The following is a 23,634-nucleotide window of genomic DNA, read 5'->3' on the forward strand; positions in this document are numbered from 1 at the left end:
TCAGCCTCCCCTCGCCCCGAAGCGGTCGAGCGCCACGAAGCCGACAATGATGGCGCCGCGGATCATCTGATTGACGTAGAGGCTGATCTCGGCAGCGTTGAGCGCATTGTTGAGCAACGTGATGAACAGCGCGCCCAACACCGCGCCCCAAACCCTGCCCGAACCGCCATAGATACTGATGCCGCCGATGACGCAGGCGCTGACGACATCGAGCACCATCGACGGGCTCGCCAGGTTGGACGAGGCCGAGGCGAGGCGCCCGGTCAGCATGATCGCCGCGATTCCCGCCATCAGCCCGGCTAGCACGTAGCTCAACGCAATGACCTTTGGTCCGGGGATGCGCGCCACGGTCGCAGCACGCGCATTGATGCCAACGGAGTAGAGCCAGCGACCATAGACGGTGCCGGACATCAGGACGATACCGAGGCCGGCAGTGGCGAACGCGATAATCACCGACAGTGGCAAACCAAAGTATCGAGCAAAGAACGGATCGACGAACACGTCCGGGACATCGGCGATGCTGATCGACCCGGTCAGCCACACGGCGGCGCCATTGGTCACCGTCATCATGGCCAGCGTCACGACGAACGGGATCATGCCCAGATAGCCGACCGCGATTCCATTGCAGGCGCCGATTACCATGGCTGACGCGACCATGATCAGCGGACCGCCAACGGCATCGCCGGTCGCCCGCATATACATGGCGCCGAGCACAGCACTGAGCGCTGCATTGAACGGCAGCGACAGGTCAATGCCACCGCCGATCATCACTGTCGACATACCAACCGCGAGCACGGCAAGCGTCGATGCCTGCACTAAAATGTTGACCAGATTGTTCAGCTTGAAGAACGTGGGCGCGTAGAGCCACAGCACCGCCAGCACCAACGCGCACAGCAACGAGGCTGCAACCGGGCGCATCGTCCAGGCGAACGACCTCACGCTGTGCGGATAGGCGGCGGCGGCGCTCATCTTGCCGACGCCTTTGCTACTGCGGTTCGGGGTACCGTCGAGCCACGTATGATCAGCTGGGCCGGCAGCCGGACGTGCTGCTCGCGCAAGGACGTGCCGGCAATCAGCGCCTGCAGCATGCGCCAGCCTGTTTCGGCGATTGCCCTGCTCGGCTGCGCCACGACGCTGATCCCTGGGCTGAGCAGTGTCAGCGCCTCGAAATCGTCCATCACCAGCAGCGCAATGTCGTCTGGAATATTCAACCCCATTGCCTGGATGGCCGGAATCGCACCTTTCGCGGCGATGTTGCTGGCCGCATAGATCGCCTGCGGCCGGTTCTTGCCTGCCAGGATCTTCAGCGAAGCCGCCTTGATCTCCTCAGGGTCGAGGCTGAGCTCGTAAGACTGGCAGAGCGACGCAGTCCCTGCCTCGCGCGCCGCTTCGAGGAAGCCCTCATGGCGCTGGTCTAGGATCCAGAAGCGGTGGCCGTGGCCGAAGAACGCAACATGCTTGTAGCCGGCCTCGAACAGATGGCGGCCGCCGAGATAGCCGGCCTGGAAATTGTCGACGGCGACCGACGGAAACGGGTTCTCGGCTTCAACACGATCGACCAACACGACCGGCACGCCGTAAGTTTCTAGTTCCGGGATCATCGGCTGGAAATCGAAGGACGGCACCATGATCAACCCGTCGATGCGCCGCGAGATCAGATTGTGGATTTGCCTTTGCGCCCGCTCCTGATCCTCGCTGGTGGTGAGGAACATGACGCCCTTGCGCTCGGCGATGCCGAGATGCTCGATCGACGAGACGATCTCGGAGAAAAAAGCGTTCTCGATGTTGGGGACCGCCACTGCGATCATGTCGGTCTGGTTGCTGCGCAGGCTGGCCGCGTTGGAGTTGCGGCGGTAGCCAAGCTTTGCCGCGGCCTCGTTGACCCGAAGGACATGCTCCTCTTTGACCGTCGACCGCCCGTTGAGCACGTTGGACACCGTCCCGAGTGACACGCGGGCAAGCTGGGCGATGTCCTGGACCGTAGGTTCACGCATCAAGACACTCAACTGAATGAAACGTTTCATCGAAGCTATGCCACGCCGCATAAGGTGTCAACCGGCGTTTTGGCCGTGCAGCCAGCAGCCGCGACTGGAGTTCGGCGACAATCGATCTGCACCTACCTTGGCGCACATCTCGGCCTACGTCGGGCGGCTGGGCCTTGCTCGCCGGCATGCCGACGCGCAGACCGGCGGCGCGCGCCGCTGCGTCGGCGGCCAGCACGAGCCGCCGGTTTCCCTGCCGGCCGATCATGACGATCGGGGTCTCAGCCGATGGCGCGGACTGGCCCTGTGCGCGCCGCAGGCGATCGGTCGGCCAAGCCGGAAAAAAGAGCGAGACGACCCTTGGCATCGCAGGCTTCCACTTCAAAATCGGCACTTTCTCCAGCCCGGACCCGGATCAACTCAAGCTGCCAGCGAGCGCGGCCGACGCCGGGGACCGGCAAGGGTTGGGAGGGAAGGGCGGTGACCCGCCAGCGGGTGACCGCGGCGGTCGGTTGTCCAAAATCGGTCGTTGGTTTGCCGCCGCCAGCGGCGGATGGCGATGCCGATGGCGCCCGAGGTTTCGGCGGCCAGCTGCAGGCGGCGGTCATGGAGAGACGGGCCAGTTCGGCGACGACGGCCCCTAAGCCGCCATGACGAAGCCCCTCCTCGAAGCAGGCAAGCACGGCGGCTTCATCACCGGCCTCGACATAGACGACGCGACCGGGCAGCAGGCCGGCTTGGGCGAGCGCGGGCGCAAGGAGATCTTGCCGGGTGCCGCCGCAGAGCACCTTGCCCTTGGCCCGCGCTGCAATGCCGGCGGCAAAAAGCGCCGCCGCCCCGTCAATCGCCCCATTCCGTCCACCCGCAACCTCATGCAGCGCCCCGAGCGCCAGCCCTCCCCCCGGTAGCACCTTGTCGATTGCCGGCACGCCGAAAGGAAGCGTTGCGCGGTTGCGCGTCGGCCCGCCTTCGAGGCGCGCGACTTGTTCGCGAAGCGCAGCGATAGCAAGGCTCGCGGCCGCCTGACCCTTGGACAAATCACTCTCAAACAGTCTTCCCAATGGATTTCGGGGCTGGTATGTTCCTTATTTGTTCTCGGCACTCGTGAGTCAATCCGACTCCTTGCGTCACTTCGAGAGTTGATCGCAGACTGCGCTCGATCGAGTTGGGTCTGACCAGTGTTCGGAGTGGGCGCAGTGAATGCGATAGGGGGCGATGATCGGGATTTGGAGGCGCCGACTGGCCCGGCCGGTTTGCGCAAGATCATTCACGTGGATATGGATGCGTTTTACGCTTCGGTCGAGCAGCGCGACAATCCGGAGCTCAGAGGCAAGCCGGTCGCGGTCGGTGGTTCGGCCGCTCGCGGCGTCGTAGCGGCGGCAAGCTACGAAGCGCGCGCCTTTGGCGTGCGGTCTGCACTGCCGTCTGTCACCGCCAAACGCCGCTGCCCCGAGTTGATCTTTGTCACACCCCGGTTCGACGTCTATCGGTCGGTCTCGGCACAGATCCACCAGATCTTCGCCGAGCATACGGACCTGATTGAGCCACTGTCGTTGGACGAGGCTTATCTCGACGTAACGCAAAACAAGCAGCACATCCCCTTTGCAACCGAAATAGCAACGCTGATCCGCGCGCGGATCAAGGACGTGACCGGGCTCAACGCCTCGGCGGGAATCTCCTATTGCAAATTCCTGGCTAAGATTGCGAGCGACCTCAACAAGCCCAACGGCCAGGCGATCATCACGCCGACGATGGGGCCTGACTTCGTGGCGAGGCTCAGCGTCCCGATCGCAGATCAGCTAGGACTGTTTTGATGCGATCCGGACTGAACTGGTCAGCTACTGAACCGCTTTGCGCATACGGTCCGTAAGCGTCTGCTCGACCTCGAAATACCCATGCCAGGCATCTGGCTCTTGAGCCAGCGCCGCAGCGGCAAAAACGTCAAAGGCATTGGCGCGTGTGAGCTTCGGCAACTCTTCCCAGGTTACGGGGACAGCGCAGGAGGCACCGGCCCGCGCACGGGTCGACCATGGGCAGATGGCCGTGGAGCCTTGTCCATTGCGCAGATAGTCCAGAAACATGCGGCCCTTGCGCTTGGCCTTGCTCATGTTGGCGACGAACCGCGAAGGGTCTGTGCGGGCCAGCAGTTCCGCGAAGTCTTGGCAGAAGCTTTTAACCTCCTCCCAGTCCGCTTCGGGAACGAGCGGAACGACGACATGCACGCCCTTGCCGCCGGACAGCAGCGGCCAGGATTGCAAACCAAGCGCTTCGAGTACGCCGCGAATGTCGAGCGCCGCCTGCTTGACGTCGCCGAAGCCCAGGCCCTCGTCGGGATCGATGTCGAAAATCATGCGGTGCGGCAGGTCAGGCTGCTGGCGCCGGCTGCCCCAGACGTGGAATTCGAGCACGTTCATTTGGACACCGGCGATCAACCCCGCCAAGTCGTCGACCCACAGGATGCGGCTTTCCTTGCCCGACATCTTCTCCACTTGGCCGTCATGGATCGCCTTGGGCATGCCGGGCAGTTTGTGCTTCTGGAAAAAGGTCTGCCGCAGGTCGCCGTCGGTGTCGCGCACCAGCGATAGCGGCCGATCCTGGATATGCGGCAACATCTTCTCGGCGACGGCGGCGTAGTATGCGGCGAGCGTCGCCTTCGTCACCTCTGTGCCTGGATACATAAGCTTATTGGGATGGGTCAGGGTCACGCCAACCGCACGGGCGATCTCCTTGCCCATAGCGGGATCGAGGTTGGCCGTCGCGGTGGTCACGACTGTCTTCGGCATTTCCATCACCACCTGGTCGGCTTGCTTGTCTTCGCGCATGCCTTCGAAGCTCGGATGGCGCAGGCTCCCGTCGGGCGTCACCTCGGAATATGTGACCTCGGCGACGAGTTCGGGCTTCACCCACCTGGCACGACGCGCGATGTCGCGCGGCACGGATACGAACGCAGGCTTGTCCAGAAGCCGCTTCTCCAACTGCGTGAGAATGGACCTGCGCATCGCTTCGGTGAACCCGGTGCCGACGCGACCGCGGTAAATCAGCTTGCCGTTCTCGTAGGTGCCAAGGATCAGCGAGGCCATGCCCCGGCCGGTGTCGCTTGGCCGGTAGCCTCCGACCACGAACTCCTGTCGTTTCGTGCACTTGATCTTCAGCCAGCTCGCGGTGCGGTCTCCGACATAGCGACCGTCCGCGCGCTTGGCGATAATGCCCTCATGGCCGCCGGCGCACATCGTATCGAAGACCTTCCTGCCATTGTCGGCTATGTGGCTGGAAAACTGCAGGCTGTCGTCCGGCTCCCTCTCGCCCAAAAGTTCCGCAAGCCGTTTCTTGCGCTCGAGCAGGGGCAGAGTGGAGAGGTCTTGGCCATTCAATTCCAGCAGGTCGAAGGCGTAGAATTTGAGGGGCATGCCCGCGGCAATGCCGGTTTTTAGCATTGAGAAGTTCGTGCGGCCCTGGCTATCGATGGCCACAATCTCGCCGTCGATTAGCGCCGAGCCCCTGGTCAGTGCCTGAAGCGGCGGCAGGATAACCTTGAACTGGCGGGTCCAGTCGTGGCCGTTGCGGGTGTAGACGACGACGTCCGCTCCCGACATCGCGGCCTGCGCACGATAGCCATCGAACTTCATCTCGAAGAGCCAATCGGCGCCAACCGGTATGTCGTCGGTCAGCGTGCAAAGTTGGAACGGACGAAACTGAGGCAGGGTGTATTTCGGGTTAGATTCTGAGTCCCTGCGCCGCGTGCGCTTTTTGCTTAGGGCGATCTCTACGGCCGACATGGGGAATTCGAATACATGGTCGGATTCAATAAACTGCCTGGGATTCGGTTCCAAGCCCTGCGTCAAAGGATTGAACCAGAAGGGTCCGGCCGCGTTGTTGGGGACTGAAACGCAATCCACGGAGGAAGAAATGGCTACTACTCAAACAACTCGCGGGCGCAGCCAGGACCGCGCAAAGGTCGCTGGCGGGCAGGACTATGAGGTGAAGTACGCTGCGGGCAAGACAGGGTCGAGCAAGGCCGACGTCAAGTCGGCCGTAAAATCGGTCGGCAATAGTCGCAAGAAGGTCGAGGACAAGCTCGGCAAGAAGTGAGCCGCGGCCGCGAGGGCAGATGGTCCGCATCGCCACCTTCAATGTGAACGGCGTCAATGGTCGGCTGCCCGTGCTCCTCAAATGGCTCACGGCTACCAACTACGACATTGTCTGCCTCCAGGAACTGAAAACGTCCGACGAGAAATTTCCGGCCGAGGCCATCCGGGAGGCAGGGTATGGCGCTATCTGGCACGGCCAGAAATCCTACAACGGAGTGGCCATTCTTTCTCGAGGGGCAGACCCGGTAGAACGCCGGCGCGGCCTACCGGGCGATCCCGATGACACTCACAGCCGCTACATCGAAGCCGAGGTGAACGGACTCGTTGTCGGCTGTCTCTACCTGCCGAATGGGAATCCGGCGCCTGGTCCCAAGTTCGACTACAAGCTGCGCTGGTTCGACCGTCTGATCGGTTACGGCCAAGAGCTGCTCGAAGCGGGAGCGCCGACTGTGCTGTGTGGAGACTACAATGTCGTTCCAACTCCGATTGATGCCGTGGTGCCGCGACGCTGGCTGGGCGACGCGGTTTACTTCCCCGAGAGCCGGCGAGCCTATGCCGCAATGCTCGAGGACGGCTGGATCGACGCGGTCAGGCGCATCCATCCCGAAAAGGGGGTCTACACGTATTGGAATCACTCTTACGGCGGCGGCTACGACAAAAGTTCTGGCCTGCGAATGGACCATCTGCTGGTCAGTCCCTCGGTGTCGCCCAAGCTTCGCGGTGCCGGGGTGGATGTTGAGACGCGAGGGTGGGAGAAGCCGAGCGATCATGCGCCGGCTTGGATAGAGCTCGATTAGCGCGATTTTGACGGGCAAATTCAGATTGCTTCCAGCAGGCTCACCCGTGCCATGCTTGTCCGAAATTTTCCGTATTCGGACGGTCCTCGTCTGGAAGCGCACCAACCGGGCCAAGTCCGTTCGACATTTCGTTGAGGTTGCCAAGAACCTGCCAGCTCGCGGCTGAAGAAGCACAGTACCTAAGTTCGTCAACCGTCTCACGTCCCGCTCAACACTCGGGTAGATTGACAGCGAGCCCGCCAAGGCTGGTTTCCTTGAATTTCATGCTCATTTCTACGCCGGTCTGCCGCATCGCCTCAATGCAATTGTCGAGCGGCATGAAATGCGAACCGTCGCCGCGCAGCGCCAGAGAAGCGGCCGCGACTGCCTTGGTCGCCCCGATACCGTTGCGCTCGATGCATGGCACCTGGACCAGCCCAGCGACCGGATCGCAAGTCATGCCGAGATGGTGTTCAAGCGCGATTTCGGCTGCGTTCTCCACCTGCTCCGGTGTGCCGCCGAGAACCGCGCAGAGTCCTGCGGCGGCCATCGCTGCGGCCGAGCCTACCTCGCCCTGGCAACCGGCTTCCGCGCCCGAGATCGAGGCGTTGTGCTTGATAAGGCCGCCGATCGCGGCCGCGGTCAACAGGAACTCCGAAACGCGGGCCGGGTCGGCACCGACGCAGTGGCCAAGATAGTAGCGCAGCACCGCTGGCACGACCCCGGCCGCGCCATTGGTCGGCGCGGTGACCACTTTGCCGCCGGCCGCGTTCTCCTCGTTCACCGCCATGGCATAGACGCTGAGCCAATCGGAAGCGACATGCGGTTGAGCGCGGTTCGAGCCGCGTTCCTGCTCAAGTTGCTGAAGGATTTTCTTGGCACGCCGTTTGACGCGAAGGCCGCCCGGCAGTTCGCCGTCAAGCGCAAGCCCTCGGTCGATGCAGTTGCTCATCGTCGCCCAGATCCGCGCCACGCCCTCATTGAGGTCGCGCGGCTGGCGCACCACGAGCTCGTTGGCCCGCTTCATCGCCGCGATCGAAAGGCCAGTGTCCCTGGCCATGCGCAGCATCGACGCCGCTGTGTCGAACGGATAAGGCCAGCGCGCAACCTCGCCGGCAGGTGTCGCCTGAGGTGCCCCCCGCTCTGCCGCCGTGACGACGAAGCCGCCGCCTATCGAGTAGAAGGTTTCAGCGAAGTAAAGTCTGGTATCGGCGTCGAACGCTTCGAAATGAAGCCCGTTGGCATGGCCGGGCAACGCAGGCCCGTAGTCGAACACGATGTCAGTGCTCGGATCGAAGGCAAGTGGCGGCAGATCGACAGGCCGCAGCGTCTTGGTGCCTTGCAAATCCATGAGCCGCGGTTCCGCCTCATCCGGGTCGAGATCGGCTGGCGTGTAACCAAGCAGTCCGGTCGCCACGGCACGATCCGTCCCATGGCCCTTGCCGGTGAAGGCCAATGAGCCATAGAGCGTAACGCGCAAGCTGGCCGGCTTGGAAGTTTCGCCAGCCGTTGATGCATGCTTCTTCAGCGATTGCAGGAAGCGGACCGCTGCGGTCATCGGGCCCATCGTGTGCGAGGACGACGGACCAATGCCGATCTTGAACATGTCGAATACACTGAGAAACATCTGACTGCTCCGGCCCATCAGGCTGGCGAAATTAGGCGCGCCGGGTGGACACGGCACATTCGCGAAAGATTTGGCCATCGAACTGGCGCTACTGGTAAATAGGAAAACGGCGGCAGAGGTCGCGGACTTCGGCCAGAACCTTTTCTTCGACTGCGCGATTGCCCTCCGGCCCAGCCTCGGCGAGTGCATCGATCACCGACAGGATCAATGCACCGATCCGCCGGAATTCCTTATCGCCGAAGCCGCGTGTCGTGCCGGCCGAGGTGCCGAGCCGCACGCCGGAGGTGACAGCCGGCTTTTCCGGATCGAAGGGGATCGAGTTCTTGTTGCAGGTCAGTCCGGCACGCTCCAATGCCTGCTCGGCATCGCGGCCCTTGACGCCCTTCGGCCTCAACTCGACCAGCACCATGTGGCAGTCCGTGCCGCCCGAAACAATGTCGAGGCCGCCCGAAATCAGCGTCTCACACAGCGCCCGGGCATTGGCGACCACCTGTCCGGCATAGGCCTTGAAGTCGGGTCGCAAGGCTTCGCCGAAGGCCACCGCCTTGGCGGCGATGACGTGCATCAGCGGGCCGCCCTGAATGCCCGGAAACACTGCCGAATTGAACTTCTTCGCCAGCGTCTCGTCATTGGTCAGGATCATGCCGCCGCGCGGGCCACGCAGCGTCTTGTGCGTCGTGGTGGTGACCACATGGGCATGCGGCAGCGGGTCTGGATAGAGGCCGGCAGCGACCAATCCGGCATAGTGCGCCATGTCGACCATAAGATAGGCGCTGACCTCGTCGGAGATTCTGCGGAAAGCCGCAAAGTCGATGGCGCGTGGATAGGCCGATGCGCCGGCGATGATGAGCTTCGGCCTGGTTTCCAGTGCTTTGTGCCTGAGCATATCGTAGTCAATCTGCTGGTCGGAGAGGCGCACCTCGTAGCTGACGACGTCGAACCATTTACCCGACATTGTCACTGGCGAGCCGTGGGTGAGATGCCCCCCATGCGCCAACGACATGCCCATAATGCGGTCGCCCGGGTTGAGCAGCGCCAGGAACACCGCTTGGTTGGCCTGCGCGCCCGAATGCGGTTGGACATTGGCAAAACCAGCGCCGAACAGCTTCTTCGCGCGGTCGATGGCAATCGTCTCGACCTCGTCGACGAATTCGCAGCCGCCATAATAGCGGCGGCCCGGATAGCCCTCGGCATATTTGTTGGTCAGCACCGACCCTTGCGCCAGAAGCACGTCGTTCGAGACGATGTTTTCGGACGCAATCAGTTCGATCTGGTTCATCTGTCGATCCAACTCGCGGCCGATGGAGGCCGCGATCTCAGCGTCACCGAGCGTTGCATTCAACTCTGTTTGGTGGACGGTCATTTGCTTGTCCTTTGTTCTCAGATGCCGAGCGCGATTTCGCGGCTGGCTGCCCGCAGCAGTCCCCAGACGTGATCGGCGAAAGAGCGCCAGACCTCAATGCGGAACCGGTTTTCGTCGTGGCGGATCAAGATGATCTGCGCCTTGTCGAAAATGGTGCGCGTTCCGGTGCCCGAAGGCATGGTGTCGAAGTCGAAAGCGCAGGCCGATCGCAGCGCCAGCACAGCGTCAGCACCTTCGACGGCGATGCCGATCTCGCGATGGCCGACATCGACCAGGCTGTGCGGGCAGCTGGCATAGAGCGCGGCGAAGGTGGCTTCGATGGCGCGGCTTTCGTCGACAGGTGCGTAGAACTGCCACTCGTCCGGACCAAGGCAAAGCGCCAGCCTGCCACCCGAAGTCGCGGTCGCGCCGATCGTCGCCGGCAGTGCGCAGCCAAAGGCTTTCGAGGCAGCTCCCAGGTTTTCCGGCGCGATGCGGAGATTGAAGCGCGAAGAATCCTCGGCGTCGTGGATGACGAGGGAGGATCGCTCGGCCAGTGAGATGCGGTGACCCATCAGCGAGTGGCGTTCTTGCAGCATGATGGTTCTCCTAGGCGTTGAGGCGCTTGTTTTCCGGATCGACGAACACCATGCCGACGATCTCGGCTTGGTGGGTGATGTCCGGCATCGGAACGTGAATGGTCTGACCTTCCTTCGCCCGTCCGCCCTCGACGATGGCAAGCGCGATGGAGCGTCCGAGCGTCTCGCTCCAGTAGGACGAGGTGACATGACCGACCATTTTCATCGGCACCCGCTGCCTTGGGTCGAGGACGATCTGAGCCCCCTCCTCCAGTACGGTTTTGGGATCGCTCGTCAGCAGCCCGACCAATTGCTTGCGGTCGGTCTGGAGCATATCCGGCCGGGTCAGCGAGCGCTTGCCGACGAAGTCCGGCTTGGTCTTGCCGATGGCCCAGGCAAGGCTCGCATCGTCTGGCGTCACCGTACCGTCGGTGTCCTGGCCGACGATGATGTAGCCCTTCTCGGCGCGCAGCACGTGCATGGTCTCCGTACCATAGGGTGTGAGGCCGTATTTGCGGCCGGCGTCATAAAGCGCTTCCCAGACGGCCCGGCCGTACCGCGCCGGCACGTTGACCTCGAAGCCGAGTTCCCCGGTGAAGGAGACGCGGAACAGTCTTGTCGGTACGCCGCAGATCTTGCCCTCGGCGACCGACATATGCGGGAATGCCTCGTTGGTGAGGTCGATGCCTTCGACCAGCGGCTCAAGCAGCTTGCGGGCGTTCGGACCGTTCAGCGCGATAACCGCCCACTGCTCTGTCGTCGAGGTCAGCCACACCTTCAGCTCGGGCCATTCGGTCTGGAGATAGTCCTCCATCATGTTGAGCACCCGCGCCGCGCCGCCCGTCGTGGTGGTGACATGGAAGCGGTCCGTCGAAAGCCGGCCGATGACGCCGTCGTCGCGGATGAAGCCGTCCTCGCCGAGCAGCAGGCCATAGCGCAGCCGTCCCGGCGCCAGCTTGGTCCAGGCGTTGGTATACATGCGGTTCATGAACTCGGCCGCATCCGGACCGACGATTTCGATCTTGCCGAGCGTCGAAGCGTCGAACATGCCGACCGACTGGCGCGTCGCCCGGCATTCCCGCGCCACCGCCTGGTGCATATCCTCGCCCTGCTTGGGGAAATACCAGGCGCGCCGCCAGAGCGACACCGGCTCGTAGGCCGCGCCATTCTCTTCGGCCCAACTGTCGATCGACGTTTTGCGAGTCACCTCGAACAGGTCGCCGCGATTGTAGCCGGCGAAGGCGCCAAAGGTGGTCGGCGTGTAGGGCGGGCGGAACGTGGTCAGCCCGACCGACGGCGATGGTCGCTTAACCGCGTCCGACGCGATAGACAGGCCGTTCATATTTGACGTCTTGCCCTGGTCGGTCGCCATGCCGGTGGTGGTGTAGCGCTTGATGTGCTCGATCGACTTGAACCCTTCGCGGACGGCAAGGCGGATGTCCTTGGCGGTCACATCGTTCTGGAAGTCGACAAAGGCCTTGGCAAAGGATGCGTTCTTGTCCGACGGCAGTTCGCGGTTGCTAGCACCAGCGCAAAGCACCTCGCCTTCCACCGCGTAGGACCCGGCGATGGCGCCAAAGCCGGCATCCGTAGCAGCCGCGGCTCCCGCCGAAGCGCCTTCCACCAGGGACTCTTCCAGACCGAAGTTGCCATTGCCGGCGCCGGCGCAGCGGCTGTCTTCGGTGCGCGCACCCGGCAGGAACATCTGCCGCTCCTCATTCCAGTCGAGCTTGCCTTTGGTGTGGGAAAACAGATGGACACTCGGCGTCCAGCCGCCCGACATCAGCAGCGCGTCGCAGGCGATCGTCCGGGCCGGTCCGACCTGGCCGCCGACAGCGACCGGATTGACCCGAACAGAGCTGACGCGAAGACGCCCTTTGGTTCCAGTCACAGTCCAGCCACACAGGGTTTCGATGCCCAAAGCCTTGGCGCGCTTGACAAAGTCGTCTGGAACCTTTGCGCGGACGTCGACGATCGCCGCAACCTTTGCGCCGGCCTGCGCCATATCGAAAGCGGCGAGCCAAGCCGAGTCGTGCGAGGTGACGATCACAAGCCGGTTGCCAACCTTGACGCCGTAACGGTTGAGAAAGGTCCGCGCCGAGCCGGCCAGCATGACGCCCGGCCGGTCGTTACCGTCGAACACGAGCGGCTTTTCGATCGAGCCCTGCGCCAATACGACCTGCTTTGCGCGCACCTTCCATAGCCGTTCGCGCGGCGCGCCTTCTGGGGGGTCGGAAAGGTGGTCAGTCAGGCGCTGGCATAGGCCGACGAAATTCTGGTGGTAGTATCCGATCGCCGTGGTGCGGTTGAGTAATATGACGTTCTTCATCGCAGCGAGCGCCGCGTTGGTTTGTTTTAGCCAATCCCAGGCCGGAAGACCGTTGATCTGAGCATCCGGCTCGCTGAGCAACGAGCCGCCGAATTCAGAATTCTCGTCGACAAGGATGATCTTGCCGCCGCTCCTTCCCGCTTCTAGAGCTGCCGCAAGACCAGCAGGACCTGAGCCGACCACCAGCACGTCGCAATGCGCATAGCGGCTGGCATAGGTGTCGGGATCGGGAACCGCGGGCGACTTGCCGAGGCCAGCGGCACCGCGGATGAACGGTTCGTAGACCTTGTTCCAGAAGGACTTCGGCCACATGAAGGTCTTGTAGTAGAAGCCCGCCGAAAACAGCATATAGAGCGGATCGTTGATGGCACCGACATCGCGTTTCAGCGAAGGCCAGTGGTTCTGGCTGACCGTGTTCAGCCCGTCGAAGATTTCAAGCACCGTCGCGCGTGTATTGGGCTCGGCGCGGCCAACACCGCGATTGACCCCAACCAGCGCGTTCGGCTCTTCTGATCCAGCCGAGAGAAAACCGCGCGGGCGATGATACTTGAAAGATCGGCCGATGAGATGCACGCCATTGGCTAACAACGCTGAGGCAAGCGTGTCGCCCTGGCGGCCCTCGAAAGTCTCGCCGTTGAACGTGAACCGGACCGGCCGATTGTGATCGACGCGACCCTTGCCGGATACGCGATAGCTGTTCATGAACGCGCTTCCTTAATCTCGGTTTCAGTCGGGCGCGGCAGCCCGGCCTTGTAGGTCATGGCGAACCGATCGCTGACCGTATCGCGCACGGCATTGAAGAAGCGGCCGCAGCCATGCACGTGACGCCAGCGTTCGAAATGCGTGCCGCGCGCATTCGAACGGACAAACAGGAAATTCTTCCACTCGTCATCGGTCAGCGCGGACGGATCGGCCGGGCGGGCAACATGTGCCTCACCGGCATAGGCGAATTCGACCTCGGGTCGTTCGGTCTCGCAATAGGGGCAGCGGATAAGAAGCATCGTTTTCTCCTCAATGCGCCACGGCGGCGGCGGCGGCCTCGTCGATCAGCCGACCGTTGGTGAAGCGTTCGAGCGTATAGGGCGCGTTGATCGGGTGCGGCTCGTCGCGGGCGATGGTGTGGGCGAAGATGTGGGCCGCGCCCGGCGTCGCCTTGAAGCCGCCGGTGCCCCAGCCGCAATTGACGTAGAGCCTAGGAACCGGCGTCTTGCCGATGATCGGGGAACGATCCGGCGTGACATCGACGATGCCGGCCCATTTGCGCAGCATGCGCATGCGCGTGAAGATCGGAAACACCTCGCAGATCGCCGCGACCGTGTGTTCGATCAGCGGCAGGCCGCCGCGCTGGCTGTAGGACACGTATTGGTCGGTACCCGAACCGATGACCAGTTCACCCTTGTCGGACTGGCTCATATAGGCATGCACCGTGTTCGACATGACGACGCACGGGAAGATTGGCTTGACTGGTTCTGACACCAGCGCCTGCAGCGGAAAGCTCTCCAGCGGCAGGCGGACACCGGCGGTGTCCATCACCACCGAAGTGTGACCAGCAGCTGACACGGCCACCTTCTTTGCCTTGATAAAGCCGCGCGGCGTGTCGACGCCGATGACCTTGCCCAAGACGTCGCGACGGATCGCCGTCACCGGGCAGTTCTGAATTATGTCAACACCGCGCGCGGCCGCACCCCTAGCATAGCCCCAGGCGACCGCGTCGTGGCGGGCAACACCGCCGCGCCGCTGCAGCGCCGCCCCCATCACCGGATAGCGCGCGTCTTTTGCGATGTTGAGGGGCGGGCAATAGGCCTTCGCCTGTTCGGGCGTCAGCCATTCGTTGTCAACGCCGTTCAGCCGGTTGGAATGGATATGGCGCTTGAAGCTCTGCACGTCATGGACCGAATGCGCCAGCATCATCACCCCGCGCTGCGAGAACATGACGTTGTAATTGAGTTCCTGGCTCAAGCCTTCCCACAGGTCGAGTGCGTGGTCGTACAGCCTGGCGCTCTCGTCATATAGGTAGTTGGAGCGGATGATGGTGGTGTTGCGGCCGGTGTTGCCGCCACCGAGCCAGCCCTTGTCGATGACCGCGACATTGGTGATGCCGTGCTCCTTGGCGAGATAGTAGGCCGCGCCCAATCCATGGCCGCCGGCGCCAACGATGACGACGTCGTACTCGGCCTTCGGCTCGGCGTCTGGCCATTGCGGCTGCCAATTCTTGTTGCCGGTCGCGGCGTTGCGCAGCAGTGCGGAAAACGAAAAGCGGGTCATGACTTACCCCGGGTTCAACATGCCGCGACTATCCGCCCAATTTCCGGTCTTGGACAGAACAGCTGCGTCATAGTAGTATTACCCGTGCGACAGATGGGATGGTGTTGGATCGGGGGCTGGGAAATACGGATGAAATCGAGACATGCGCCAAGACGCGGCGGCCCACGGCGTCTATCAGTCGGCTTCATCCTGGCCCGGCGCTTCACGCTTTGCGCCTTCGCCAATTTCGTCGACGTGCTCCGCCTCTCCGCCGACGAGGGCGACCGCAGCAGGCCGATCCTGTGCGGCTGGCGCGTGCTTTCCGCCACGATGGATCCCATCGTCTCCAGTTCGGGCATCGCGGTCCAGCCCGAGGAGCGCCTGGGCGACCCGGCCCGCTTCGACTATGTCGTGGTGGTTGGCGGATTGATCGACGAGATCGAAAACCTGCATCCGGACTATGTGCGGTTCCTGCACCGGGCGGCAGAAGCCGGGGTGCCGCTGGTCGGTGTGTGCACCGGCGCATTCGCGCTTCACCGCGCCCGGCTGATGGACGGCTACAAATGCTGCGTCAGCTGGTTCCACCACGACGATTTCCTGGAGCAGTTCGACGGACTGAAGCCAGTTTCCGACCAGATCTTCGTGGCCGACCGCGACAGGCTGACTTGTTCGGGCGGCGTCAGTTCTGCGCATCTGGCGGCCTATCTTGTCGACAAGCATGTCGGCCGCGCGCAGGCCAGCAAGAGCTTGCACATCATGATCATCGATGAGGCCGAGCGCGCGGAGACGCCTCAGCCAGGGATGCCGCTCGACCTGCACACTGACGATCCGATGGTGAAGAAGGCACTACTCCTGATGCAGCAGACCATCGACACGCCGGTCTCGGTTAGTGAACTCGCCCGGCGGCTTGGCGCCAATCGGCGCCAGATCGAGCGTCATTTCCAGCGGACGATCGGCATTGCGCCAATGCTGGCCTACAAGATCATGCGTCTTGAACATGCCGAGTTCCTACTCAAAAACTCGCAGGGTTCGGTAACGGAAATCGCCAACTCGACCGGCTTCTGCGATTCGTCTCACTTTATCCGCGCCTTCCGCGAGCGCCGCGGCGTGACGCCTGCTGTATTTCGAAGCCACGCTTAGGGAAAGGAGCTTCGGGCCTACTCGCCTGGCAGGATGTGGCTCGACTCGGTGCGCCAGGACATCCAGATTTTCGCGCCCGGCGTCAGGTTCAGCCGTTCCAGCTCGTCATGGCTCTTCTGCGCCTTGAGTTCCAGGCCGTCGGCGCCTTCGAGGTGGATGACCGCTGTGGCGCCGACGAACTCCTCGCCGACCACCGAGGCCTGCATGCCGTTGACGGCCTCCGTGGGCTTCTCGTTGGTCAACTGCACGCGGTCGCCGGAGACGACGAAGGTCGCCTTATCGCCTTTGGCCAATGTCTTGGCAGGATTGCGGGCGACGCCGAACTCGCCCGAGGGCGTGACGATCCTGATGGCATCGCCGTCCGCTGCTGAAACCTTGCCGGCGAACACATTCGAAGAGCCAAGAAACTCGGCGACGAACTTCGTCCGCGGCGCGCGATAGATCTCCTGAGGGTTGCCGATTTGCTCGATGCGGCCGCGGCTCATGATGACGACGCGGTCGGCCATCGAAAAGGCCTCAGACTGGCTGTGCGTGACATAGACGAAGGTGATGCCGAGCTCTTTTTGCAGATTGGACAACACGGTCTGCATGCGCACCTTGAGATGCGCGTCGAGCGCCGACAACGGCTCGTCGAGAAGCAGGATTTCGGGCTCCGTCACCAGCGAGCGCGCCAACGCCCCGCGTTGGCGCTGTCCGCCCGAAAGATGAGCGACGTTGCGATCGGCGAATTCGGTGATCTGCATGCGCTCGAGCCACTTGTCGACGCGTCGCCTGCGCTCGGCTTTTTCGGTGCCGCGCATGCGCAGGCTGAACTCGACATTCTCGCGCACCGTCAGGAACGGGAACAGCGCCAGGCTCTGCCACACCATCGGTGTGTCGCGACGCCAAGTCGGCAAGTCGTTGATGCGCTTGCCGGCAAGGCGGATCTCGCCTTCTGTCGGCGCTTCGAGCCCCGCCAGCATTCTGAGCGTGGTGGTCTTGCCGCAGCCGCTCGACCCCATGATGGCGAGAAATTCTCCTTTGCGGATTTCGAGGTCCATGCGCTCGACGGCGTTGAAGTTGCCGAAACTTTTGGCGACGCCGTCAAAGACGACGAGAGCTTGATCGATCATGACACCAACTCCGGCGCGTTGCCGCCGGCCTTGGGCGCGGCGCTGCGTTTCATCAGAAGAATCTGGGCGAGGATCACCAGCGTCATCGAGGCGAGGAAGACGAATGTGCCGATGACGTTGATGCGTGGGCTGACCTGGCCTTGCAGAAAGCCGAGAACCTTGACCGGCAGTGTTTCGTGCAGACCCGACACGAACCACGACACCGCGAATTCGTCGAACGACACCGCCATGGTGATGAACAGCGCGGCGAAGATGGCAGGTCGGCAGAACGGCACGATGACGTGACGCATCGCCATCCATTCCGACGCGCCGAGGTTCCAGGCAGCGGCTTCCAGCGAAGGGTCCATCTGCGAGAGGCGCAACCGGCAGATCGCCATGGCGAAGGGTGCGCACATGACCACATGGGCGATGATGACGGAATTGACCTCGCCGGACAGGTGGACGTTGGACAGGAAGGCCAACATCGCCAAGCCCAGAATGACCACGGGAATGGTCGGCGGCAACAGTGCAAGCGCCAGGTAGAACGGCTTGCCGAAGAATTTATAGCGGAAGTCGGTATAGGCGGCGCCGAAGCCAAGTGCCGTGGCGACGACCGAGACGGTCGCGCCAACGATCAGCGTGTTGCGCAAGCCCTCCCAGACGAGCGGATCGGCATAGACGGCTTCGTACCAGATGGTCGAGAAACCACCCAGTGGCAGCGAGGGAAATCGGTCTATGTTGAGCGAGAAGACGAAGCTCGCGGCGATCGGCGCGAAGATGAAGGCGAAGGCGAGTACGATGTAGAGTTTCAGCGCCCAGTCGATCAACGGATTGCGGTTGAAATCGTTCATCGACCGCGCTCCTTGTAGGCAAAGCTCACCGCCGCGAATGCCACCGCGAGCAGCGTCGCGATCATGGTCAGCGCGATGACGGCAGCACGCGGCCATTGCTGGCCCGATTTGGTGGTGTCGGTGATCAGGATGGACAGCGTCGGCGGGTCGCCGCCGCCGAGATAGAGCGGGCTGACGAAATCGCCGAAGGTGAGGATGAAGCAGAACAGCGCCGCGATCACCAGCCCGACCTTGGCCGCCGGCACCACCACCTCGAACACCGTGCGCAAACGCCCGCAGCGCAGATTGTGTGCCGCTTCGATCAGCGTGCGGTCGACGAACATGAGGCTGAACAATTGCAACAGCACGACAAGCGGGAAGCTCAGCGTCAGATAACCGACCATCGTTCCGAAGACCGAATTCAGCATGCCGAACGGGCCGATGCCCGTCTTTGCCAGCAGCGCATTGATGATGCCGTTGTCGGACAGGAAAATCTGCCATGAATAGACGCGCACCAGATAGCTGGTGAAGAAGGGGATGACCATCAGGAACACGGCCCAGCGCCGCGCCGTTTCCGACAGCTTGAAGGCGATGCCGTAGGCGCAGGGGAATGCCAGCGCGCTGGTGATGGCGGCGGCCGCCGTCGACAGCACTAACGTGCGAAAATAGGCTTCCCAGAAGACGCCTCGGCCAAGCATCCTGGCCCAGTTGTCGGGATTGAAATCCGGCTCCATGCGGAAATTCCGGACCGTCCAGAAACTCAGCGCGATCAGGAAGACCAGCGGCGCCAGAAAGAACAGCACCTGCCAGATCAGCATCGGCAGGGAGAATGTCAGTCCGTAAAGGGTGATCGATTTCCGCATCGATGCAGGTTCCGTCCGTTGAGGCACGGCTCGCCCGTCTGCATGACGCACGACCATTCTCCAAGAAATGCCGGGCGGGCTTGGTGCCCACCCGGCGATGATGACTGTTACGATCCCTTGTATTCGGACCAGAAGTCATTCCAGTCTTCAAGACTCTGCTGAACCGGCAACTGGCGGTATTTGATACGCCCATTGCGGATCATATCCATGACATTGCTCTGGTTGAGCAGCATGCCCTGGCGCTTGGCCTCCGCGGGAGTTTCAGTGGCCAAAAGCTCCCAGCCCTTCTTGTTCGGGATGAGGCAGGGATAGGCTACCATGTTGGCCGACTTCACCTGGCCCTTGGCCGAGGTAATGTACTGGATCCATTTCTTCGCCAGATCGGCCTTCTGCGAGCCTTTGCCGATCGAGAAGGATTCGGTGAACTGCAGGCCGCCCTCTTCCGGAATGACGGTCCGCACCTTCGCGCCGCCCTTTTCCAGCGCCCCGGTGATCCAGTCGCCGATGCCGGCCATGGCCAGCATCTGGCCGTTCTGAAGCGACGAGAAGGTGCCGCCGTAGTCGAAGAAGCCGCCGATCTGCGGGCGCAGCGACTTCGTTTTATCCTGCACCGCGCTCCACGCTGCGGCGTCAATATCGTAGGGCGAGGCGTTGCCGGTGAGCAGGCTGATCTGACCGAGATTGGGCAGATGCCAATCGAAATGCCCGACCTTGCCCTTCAGCTTCTCGGCCCAATAGACATTGTAGGTGGAGGCCTCCTTCTCGGTGATCGCTTCGGTGTTGTAGGCCACGCCGAGGAAGCCGAAACGGGTAATGACGGAATAGAGGTCGTTGCCCTGCCAGTGTCCTGGAAAATGCTGGAATTCGGGGAAGAATTCGTCGAACGGATAATCAGCGGGATCGAGCTTCTCGATATAGCCGGCCGCGTTGAGCTGCTGCACGTATTCGGCATCCGACAGGATGATGTCAAAGGTTCCGGGAGGCGATTGGGCGATCAGCCCGAGCATGTTGTCGCCGCCGGTATAGTATTTCGGCTTGAACTTGACGTTGTTCACCGCCTCGAACTCGGCCACCACGTCAGGTTCGGCATGGCCATACCATGCGAGCATATTGAGCTCGACCGGCTCGGCGAAAGCCAGGCGGCTGAGGAACGGCATCGCCAGCGCGCCGCCGCCCAGAATACTTGCACCCTTTAGAAGATCGCGGCGCGTGTGCACGCCGGACAAGCTTTTCTTGATTGTCATGGTTGTTCCCCTTGGCTTGTGGTTCCAGCAAGCCTACGAACGGTCCAACTATTTGGAAAATTAATTCTCATAATAAATGCATTTACACCCCTTATTGACGGTCCAGTTCGATCGGCCGCCGTACCGGGTCGCCGGAGACACCGGCTTCATCCAGGCGCGCGACGATGTGATTGACCAGCCTGATTCCGGCATCGGACAGGCGGGGATGCTTGTAGAACAAGCCGACCCGGATTTCAGCCAGCGCTGGGAACCCGTCGCTGTCGTCCAGGACCCGCATACCGGGCAGCATTGTGTAACGGGTCAGCGCGCTGACGCCGAGGCCGTTCACCACGGCATTCTGCAGCCCCGCGATGCCAGACCCGGTATAGGCCACGCGCCAGCGGATCTGTGCGGTATCCAGGGACTGGATCATCCGCGCCCGGTAGGCGCACCCTTCGGGGTGGGCTGCCAGCGGTACGCCGCTTCCCAGGTCAAAACGGGCGGCATCGGCGGCAGCCCAGATCGGCCGCTCAATCCATGAACGCGACAGATATTGGGAGCGCTCATTGTTGACCATCGCCACCGCCAGATCGAGTTCGTCGGCGCGCAGTCGATCGAGAATGTCGGCGCTCCAGCCGCAGTGGATTTCCAGCGAAATGCCCGGATGCTGGCTGGTGTATTCGGTGATGACGCCCTGCAGGAAGGCGACCGCATAGTCGTTCGGCAGGCCGATGCGTAGCACGCCGGCTATCTTCGACCGATTGAAATAGGAAGCCGCCTCATCGTTGAGCCGCAGCATTTCGCGGGCATAACTTAGCAGCATCTCGCCTTCGCTCGTCAGCGTGAGCGTGCGTCCGACTTGTTTGATGAGCGGCGCCCCGACCAATTCCTCGAGCCGGCGGATCTGCAGCGAGATGGCCGGCTGGGTGCGCCCCAGCGCGTCTCCGGCCTTTGTATAGGCGCCAAGATCGATGACCGAAACAAAGGTCCGCAGCAGATCGGTTTGAAAGTTGATGAAATTTCGCATGGATTTGGATTTCTCATACCAGGATCATGAATATAAATTTTTCATATCACCAGTACCACCACTAATCATCAGCCTCAACAGCCGAAGCTGGGAGGAACTCATGCCCGATATCACTGTTTTTGCCGCCGAACTGCCTTGGCAGGACTACGATGCGAAGGTTCGGGACGGCTCCGTGCCCATCCTCCTGCCGGTCGGGTCGATGGAGCAGCATGGCCACCACATGCCTATGCATGTCGACGTGCTATTGCCGGTCGAATTCTCCCGCCGTGTCGCTGGCGAGATCGGCGCACTTGTAGCTCCTCCCTTCACCTACGGCTACAAGTCGCATCAGAAATCGGGTGGCGGCAATCACCTGCCAGGCACGACCAGTCTGGACGGCGCGACACTGGTCGCGGCGCTCCGCGATGTCATCAAGGAATTCGCCCGCCATGGCGTACGCAATATCTGCTTGATGAATGGCCACTTCGAGAACTCGTGGTTCATCGTCGAAGGCATCGATCTGGCGCTGCGCGAGCTTCGCTGGGGCGGTATTAACGACATGAAGATTGTGGTGCTGTCTTATTGGGATTTCGTCGACAAGCCGACCATCGCGCGGCTCTATCCCGACGGGTTCACCGGCTGGGATCTGGAACATGGCGGCGTGCTTGAGACATCGCTGATGCTGTCGCTTTACCCGAACTTCGTGCACCTCGAGCGAGCCGTCGATCATGAACCGGCCAGCTTTCCGCCATACGATGTCTACCCCCCCAAGCCTGAATGGACACCGGCGAGCGGCACATTGTCGTCGCCCAGGGAAGCTTCGAAAGCGAAGGGTGACATCTTGCTGGATGTCTGCGTGGGGGGCATCGTCAAAGCCCTGCGCGTCGAGTTTCCGCGCTGAGCCCTGCTCTTACGCCGATCGTTTCCGGATCTGCGATCGGGGCCTTGAGCTCCAATGCGAGGCAGCGCGCGAAGGCCACCCCGTCAAGCGATTCTCGATCCGGCACGCATTATCAGTATGGAAAAGGCCAATTCGGTGGCGCCTGCCCTCTCGTGTCGGCATTTTCGTCGGGTGGGCAATCACCGCGTTCCACGAGAGTGTCGGCCGTGAAAACTCTTATCAGGAAAATGAGGCAGCCGCGGGCGAGGCCACAGACCGGCGACGCTGCGTAAGGGTTGTGTCGGTTTGTTCGGCTGTCCCCCCGCTGATGCAAATCATGAGGGATGTAGAACACGTCCGTCAGTTCCCGACGATGTTGTGGTCCGGACCGAAGGGGAAGCCGGTGATGTTTTCCGCTCCGTCGTCCTTAATGATCAGAATGTCGTGTTCCCGGTACCCCCCGGCGCCTGGCAAGCCCTCCGGCAGCATCACCATCGGTTCCATCGAGACCACCATGCCGGGTTGCAGCACCGTATCGATGTCCTCGCGTAGCTCCACGCCGGCTTCGCGGCCATAATAATGACAGAGCACGCCGAAGGAATGGCCGTAGCCGAAGGAGCGGTATTTCAGCAGGTCCCATTCCCGATACATCTCGTTGAGCTCGATCGCGATGTCCTTGCACCGCGCGCCGGGCTTGATCAGTTCGAGACCGCGACGGTGGACCGCGACGTTCTTCTGCCAGATGTCAAGGCTGGCGTCGTCGACATGATCGCAGAACAGCGTGCGTTCGAGTGCGGTGTAATAGCCAAAAATCATCGGAAAAGTGTTGAGCGACAGGATGTCGCCTGACCGAACGACGCGGTTGGTGACAGGGTTGTGGGCACCGTCGGTGTTGATGCCTGACTGAAACCAGGTCCAGGTGTCCATCAGTTCGACGTAAGGATGCGATTTCGCGATCTCCCGGATCATGGCGTTGGTCGTTGCAATAGCCACCTCGTGCTCTGGCACGCCGGCTTTCACGGCCGCCACGCAGGCGGCACCGCCGACGTCGCAGACGCGCGCCCCCTCGCGGATCAGTTTTTGCTCCTCCAGCGACTTGATCGAGCGCATCCACATCGATGGTTTGGCGACATCGACGAATTCGACACCCGGCAGCGCCTCCTCAAGCTGACGGCGGAAGTCGACGTTGACGTGGTCAAACTCGATACCGATGCGCTTGGCGCCCGCGGTGAGTTGGCGCACTGCGCGGTAGAAATTGTCGCGGCGCCAGTCAGTATAGGTGATGTTGTCGCCAAAGCTGCGACGGTAGGGCTGGCCGCCATCGATCCCGGCCGAAATGGTCGTGGCTTTATTGTGGTCGATAACCATCCCGTATTTCCGGCCGAAGTAGCAGTAGAGCCAGCCGGAGTAGTAGTTGATGCAATGATAGGAGGTGAACAGCACCGCATCCACCTTGTTCTCCGCCATCCAGCGGCGAACATCGGCCTGGCGGCGCTTCATCTCGGTATCCGAGAATGGCGAATACTCCTTTTCACCATTGTGCCACGCCATCACATGCAACATGTCGTCGGTCATCGCGTGCTCCCCTGCACTGCACTGTTGATGCAGGGATGCTACGATCGGCGCGCGCATCAG

Annotated in this window: 19 protein-coding genes and 2 pseudogenes; 5 read left to right on the forward strand and 16 right to left on the reverse strand. The window is 62.0% G+C overall.

Annotation, left to right across the window (positions count from 1 at the left end; translation table 11 throughout):
- The 3 genes and pseudogenes from LB577_RS20605 to LB577_RS20620 all read right to left on the reverse strand — a co-directional run bounded on the left by LB577_RS20605 (position 1) and on the right by LB577_RS20620 (position 3,019).
- Positions 1 to 969 carry an ABC transporter permease gene (locus tag LB577_RS20605; protein ID WP_224688097.1) on the reverse strand — a complete coding sequence of 323 codons (969 nt, stop codon included), beginning with the start codon at positions 967 to 969 and terminating at the stop codon, positions 1 to 3.
- On the reverse strand, positions 966 to 1,994 hold the full coding sequence (locus tag LB577_RS20610; protein ID WP_224688098.1) for a LacI family DNA-binding transcriptional regulator: 1,029 nt from the start codon (positions 1,992 to 1,994) through the stop codon (positions 966 to 968). Before LB577_RS20610 ends, LB577_RS20605 begins: the two co-directional genes overlap by 4 nt.
- A gap of 269 nt (positions 1,995 to 2,263) precedes the next feature.
- Positions 2,264 to 3,019 (reverse strand): annotated as a pseudogene (locus LB577_RS20620) (ImuA family protein).
- Positions 3,020 to 3,178: 159 nt separating this feature from the next.
- On the opposite strand from LB577_RS20620, the pseudogene dinB reads away from it, so the two are divergent.
- Positions 3,179 to 3,766, forward strand: a pseudogene (gene dinB / locus LB577_RS20625) (DNA polymerase IV); the annotation flags it as partial.
- Positions 3,767 to 3,820: 54 nt separating this feature from the next.
- On the opposite strand, the gene ligD reads toward dinB, so the two are convergent.
- Positions 3,821 to 5,758, reverse strand: a complete 1,938-nt coding sequence (ligD, locus tag LB577_RS20630) for a DNA ligase D (protein WP_224688099.1) — start codon at positions 5,756 to 5,758, stop codon at positions 3,821 to 3,823.
- A gap of 130 nt (positions 5,759 to 5,888) precedes the next feature.
- Here ligD and LB577_RS20635 point away from each other — a divergent pair, with 130 nt between their 5' ends.
- Together LB577_RS20635 and xth are read left to right on the forward strand one after the other, a co-directional pair.
- Positions 5,889 to 6,071 (forward strand): DUF3606 domain-containing protein, encoded by a 183-nt coding sequence (locus LB577_RS20635; protein WP_224688100.1) that lies wholly within the window; start codon positions 5,889 to 5,891, stop codon positions 6,069 to 6,071.
- A 19-nt stretch (positions 6,072 to 6,090) separates the two neighbouring features.
- Positions 6,091 to 6,867, forward strand: a complete 777-nt coding sequence (xth, locus tag LB577_RS20640) for an exodeoxyribonuclease III (protein ID WP_224688101.1) — start codon at positions 6,091 to 6,093, stop codon at positions 6,865 to 6,867.
- Positions 6,868 to 7,075: 208 nt separating this feature from the next.
- Here xth and LB577_RS20645 read toward each other — a convergent pair whose 3' ends face one another.
- From LB577_RS20645 to LB577_RS20670, 6 genes are all read right to left on the reverse strand, one after another.
- The gene (locus tag LB577_RS20645; RefSeq protein WP_224688102.1) at positions 7,076 to 8,473 is read right to left on the reverse strand and encodes an L-serine ammonia-lyase; all 1,398 of its coding nucleotides are present in this window, start codon (positions 8,471 to 8,473) and stop codon (positions 7,076 to 7,078) included.
- An 88-nt stretch (positions 8,474 to 8,561) separates the two neighbouring features.
- Positions 8,562 to 9,836, reverse strand: coding sequence for a serine hydroxymethyltransferase (gene glyA / locus LB577_RS20650; protein ID WP_224688103.1), 1,275 nt, complete (start codon positions 9,834 to 9,836; stop codon positions 8,562 to 8,564).
- A gap of 17 nt (positions 9,837 to 9,853) precedes the next feature.
- Entirely contained in the window at positions 9,854 to 10,414 is a 561-nt protein-coding gene (locus LB577_RS20655; protein WP_224688104.1) for a sarcosine oxidase subunit gamma, read from the reverse strand.
- A 10-nt stretch (positions 10,415 to 10,424) separates the two neighbouring features.
- Positions 10,425 to 13,424 carry a sarcosine oxidase subunit alpha gene (locus tag LB577_RS20660; protein ID WP_224688105.1) on the reverse strand — a complete coding sequence of 1,000 codons (3,000 nt, stop codon included), beginning with the start codon at positions 13,422 to 13,424 and terminating at the stop codon, positions 10,425 to 10,427.
- Complete coding sequence (locus LB577_RS20665; RefSeq protein WP_224688106.1) at positions 13,421 to 13,723, reverse strand: sarcosine oxidase subunit delta; 303 nt, start codon at positions 13,721 to 13,723, stop codon at positions 13,421 to 13,423. The genes LB577_RS20660 and LB577_RS20665 overlap by 4 nt, the downstream gene beginning before the upstream one ends.
- Positions 13,724 to 13,733: 10 nt before the next feature.
- Positions 13,734 to 14,987: a sarcosine oxidase subunit beta family protein gene (locus LB577_RS20670; RefSeq protein WP_224688107.1), complete on the reverse strand. Its 1,254-nt coding sequence runs from the start codon at positions 14,985 to 14,987 to the stop codon at positions 13,734 to 13,736.
- Between the two features lie 129 nt (positions 14,988 to 15,116).
- On the opposite strand from LB577_RS20670, the gene LB577_RS20675 reads away from it, so the two are divergent.
- Positions 15,117 to 16,106, forward strand: coding sequence for a GlxA family transcriptional regulator (locus LB577_RS20675; RefSeq protein WP_224688108.1), 990 nt, complete (start codon positions 15,117 to 15,119; stop codon positions 16,104 to 16,106).
- 17 nt (positions 16,107 to 16,123) lie between these two features.
- On the opposite strand, the gene LB577_RS20680 is transcribed toward LB577_RS20675, so the two are convergent.
- The 5 genes from LB577_RS20680 to LB577_RS20700 all read right to left on the reverse strand — a co-directional run bounded on the left by LB577_RS20680 (position 16,124) and on the right by LB577_RS20700 (position 21,140).
- Positions 16,124 to 17,218, reverse strand: a complete 1,095-nt coding sequence (locus tag LB577_RS20680) for an ABC transporter ATP-binding protein (RefSeq protein ID WP_224688109.1) — start codon at positions 17,216 to 17,218, stop codon at positions 16,124 to 16,126.
- Positions 17,215 to 18,048: an ABC transporter permease gene (locus LB577_RS20685; RefSeq protein ID WP_224688110.1), complete on the reverse strand. Its 834-nt coding sequence runs from the start codon at positions 18,046 to 18,048 to the stop codon at positions 17,215 to 17,217. The genes LB577_RS20680 and LB577_RS20685 overlap by 4 nt, the downstream gene beginning before the upstream one ends.
- Entirely contained in the window at positions 18,045 to 18,890 is an 846-nt protein-coding gene (locus LB577_RS20690; RefSeq protein ID WP_224688111.1) for an ABC transporter permease, read from the reverse strand. Before LB577_RS20690 ends, LB577_RS20685 begins: the two co-directional genes overlap by 4 nt.
- Before the next feature lie 107 nt (positions 18,891 to 18,997).
- A complete protein-coding gene (locus LB577_RS20695) occupies positions 18,998 to 20,134 on the reverse strand; it encodes an extracellular solute-binding protein (RefSeq protein ID WP_224688112.1) in 1,137 nt (378 codons plus the stop codon).
- Between the two features lie 91 nt (positions 20,135 to 20,225).
- Positions 20,226 to 21,140 carry a LysR substrate-binding domain-containing protein gene (locus LB577_RS20700; protein WP_224688113.1) on the reverse strand — a complete coding sequence of 305 codons (915 nt, stop codon included), beginning with the start codon at positions 21,138 to 21,140 and terminating at the stop codon, positions 20,226 to 20,228.
- A 100-nt stretch (positions 21,141 to 21,240) separates the two neighbouring features.
- Between LB577_RS20700 and LB577_RS20705 the strand changes: the two genes are divergently transcribed.
- Positions 21,241 to 22,020: a creatininase gene (locus tag LB577_RS20705; protein WP_224688114.1), complete on the forward strand. Its 780-nt coding sequence runs from the start codon at positions 21,241 to 21,243 to the stop codon at positions 22,018 to 22,020.
- A 339-nt stretch (positions 22,021 to 22,359) separates the two neighbouring features.
- Here LB577_RS20705 and LB577_RS20710 read toward each other — a convergent pair whose 3' ends face one another.
- Positions 22,360 to 23,574, reverse strand: a complete 1,215-nt coding sequence (locus tag LB577_RS20710) for a M24 family metallopeptidase (protein ID WP_140662114.1) — start codon at positions 23,572 to 23,574, stop codon at positions 22,360 to 22,362.
- Positions 23,575 to 23,634: the final 60 nt, after the last annotated feature.

Origin of the sequence: Mesorhizobium sp. B283B1A, from assembly GCF_020165735.1 — a bacterium.
Lineage (GTDB): Bacteria > Pseudomonadota > Alphaproteobacteria > Rhizobiales > Rhizobiaceae > Mesorhizobium > Mesorhizobium opportunistum.

Bases quoted from the DNA above. Each gene is read 5' to 3' on its own strand.
- LB577_RS20605 (WP_224688097.1), bottom strand. From the start codon at position 969: ATGAGCGCCGCCGCCGCCTATCCGCACAGCGTGAGGTCGTTCGCCTGG.
- LB577_RS20610 (WP_224688098.1), bottom strand. From the start codon at position 1,994: ATGCGTGAACCTACGGTCCAGGACATCGCCCAGCTTGCCCGCGTGTCA.
- ligD (WP_224688099.1), bottom strand. From the start codon at position 5,758: ATGTCGGCCGTAGAGATCGCCCTAAGCAAAAAGCGCACGCGGCGCAGG.
- LB577_RS20635 (WP_224688100.1), top strand. From the start codon at position 5,889: ATGGCTACTACTCAAACAACTCGCGGGCGCAGCCAGGACCGCGCAAAG.
- xth (WP_224688101.1), top strand. From the start codon at position 6,091: ATGGTCCGCATCGCCACCTTCAATGTGAACGGCGTCAATGGTCGGCTG.
- LB577_RS20645 (WP_224688102.1), bottom strand. From the start codon at position 8,473: ATGTTTCTCAGTGTATTCGACATGTTCAAGATCGGCATTGGTCCGTCG.
- glyA (WP_224688103.1), bottom strand. From the start codon at position 9,836: ATGACCGTCCACCAAACAGAGTTGAATGCAACGCTCGGTGACGCTGAG.
- LB577_RS20655 (WP_224688104.1), bottom strand. From the start codon at position 10,414: ATGCTGCAAGAACGCCACTCGCTGATGGGTCACCGCATCTCACTGGCC.
- LB577_RS20660 (WP_224688105.1), bottom strand. From the start codon at position 13,424: ATGAACAGCTATCGCGTATCCGGCAAGGGTCGCGTCGATCACAATCGG.
- LB577_RS20665 (WP_224688106.1), bottom strand. From the start codon at position 13,723: ATGCTTCTTATCCGCTGCCCCTATTGCGAGACCGAACGACCCGAGGTC.
- LB577_RS20670 (WP_224688107.1), bottom strand. From the start codon at position 14,987: ATGACCCGCTTTTCGTTTTCCGCACTGCTGCGCAACGCCGCGACCGGC.
- LB577_RS20675 (WP_224688108.1), top strand. From the start codon at position 15,117: ATGAAATCGAGACATGCGCCAAGACGCGGCGGCCCACGGCGTCTATCA.
- LB577_RS20680 (WP_224688109.1), bottom strand. From the start codon at position 17,218: ATGATCGATCAAGCTCTCGTCGTCTTTGACGGCGTCGCCAAAAGTTTC.
- LB577_RS20685 (WP_224688110.1), bottom strand. From the start codon at position 18,048: ATGAACGATTTCAACCGCAATCCGTTGATCGACTGGGCGCTGAAACTC.
- LB577_RS20690 (WP_224688111.1), bottom strand. From the start codon at position 18,890: ATGCGGAAATCGATCACCCTTTACGGACTGACATTCTCCCTGCCGATG.
- LB577_RS20695 (WP_224688112.1), bottom strand. From the start codon at position 20,134: ATGACAATCAAGAAAAGCTTGTCCGGCGTGCACACGCGCCGCGATCTT.
- LB577_RS20700 (WP_224688113.1), bottom strand. From the start codon at position 21,140: ATGCGAAATTTCATCAACTTTCAAACCGATCTGCTGCGGACCTTTGTT.
- LB577_RS20705 (WP_224688114.1), top strand. From the start codon at position 21,241: ATGCCCGATATCACTGTTTTTGCCGCCGAACTGCCTTGGCAGGACTAC.
- LB577_RS20710 (WP_140662114.1), bottom strand. From the start codon at position 23,574: ATGACCGACGACATGTTGCATGTGATGGCGTGGCACAATGGTGAAAAG.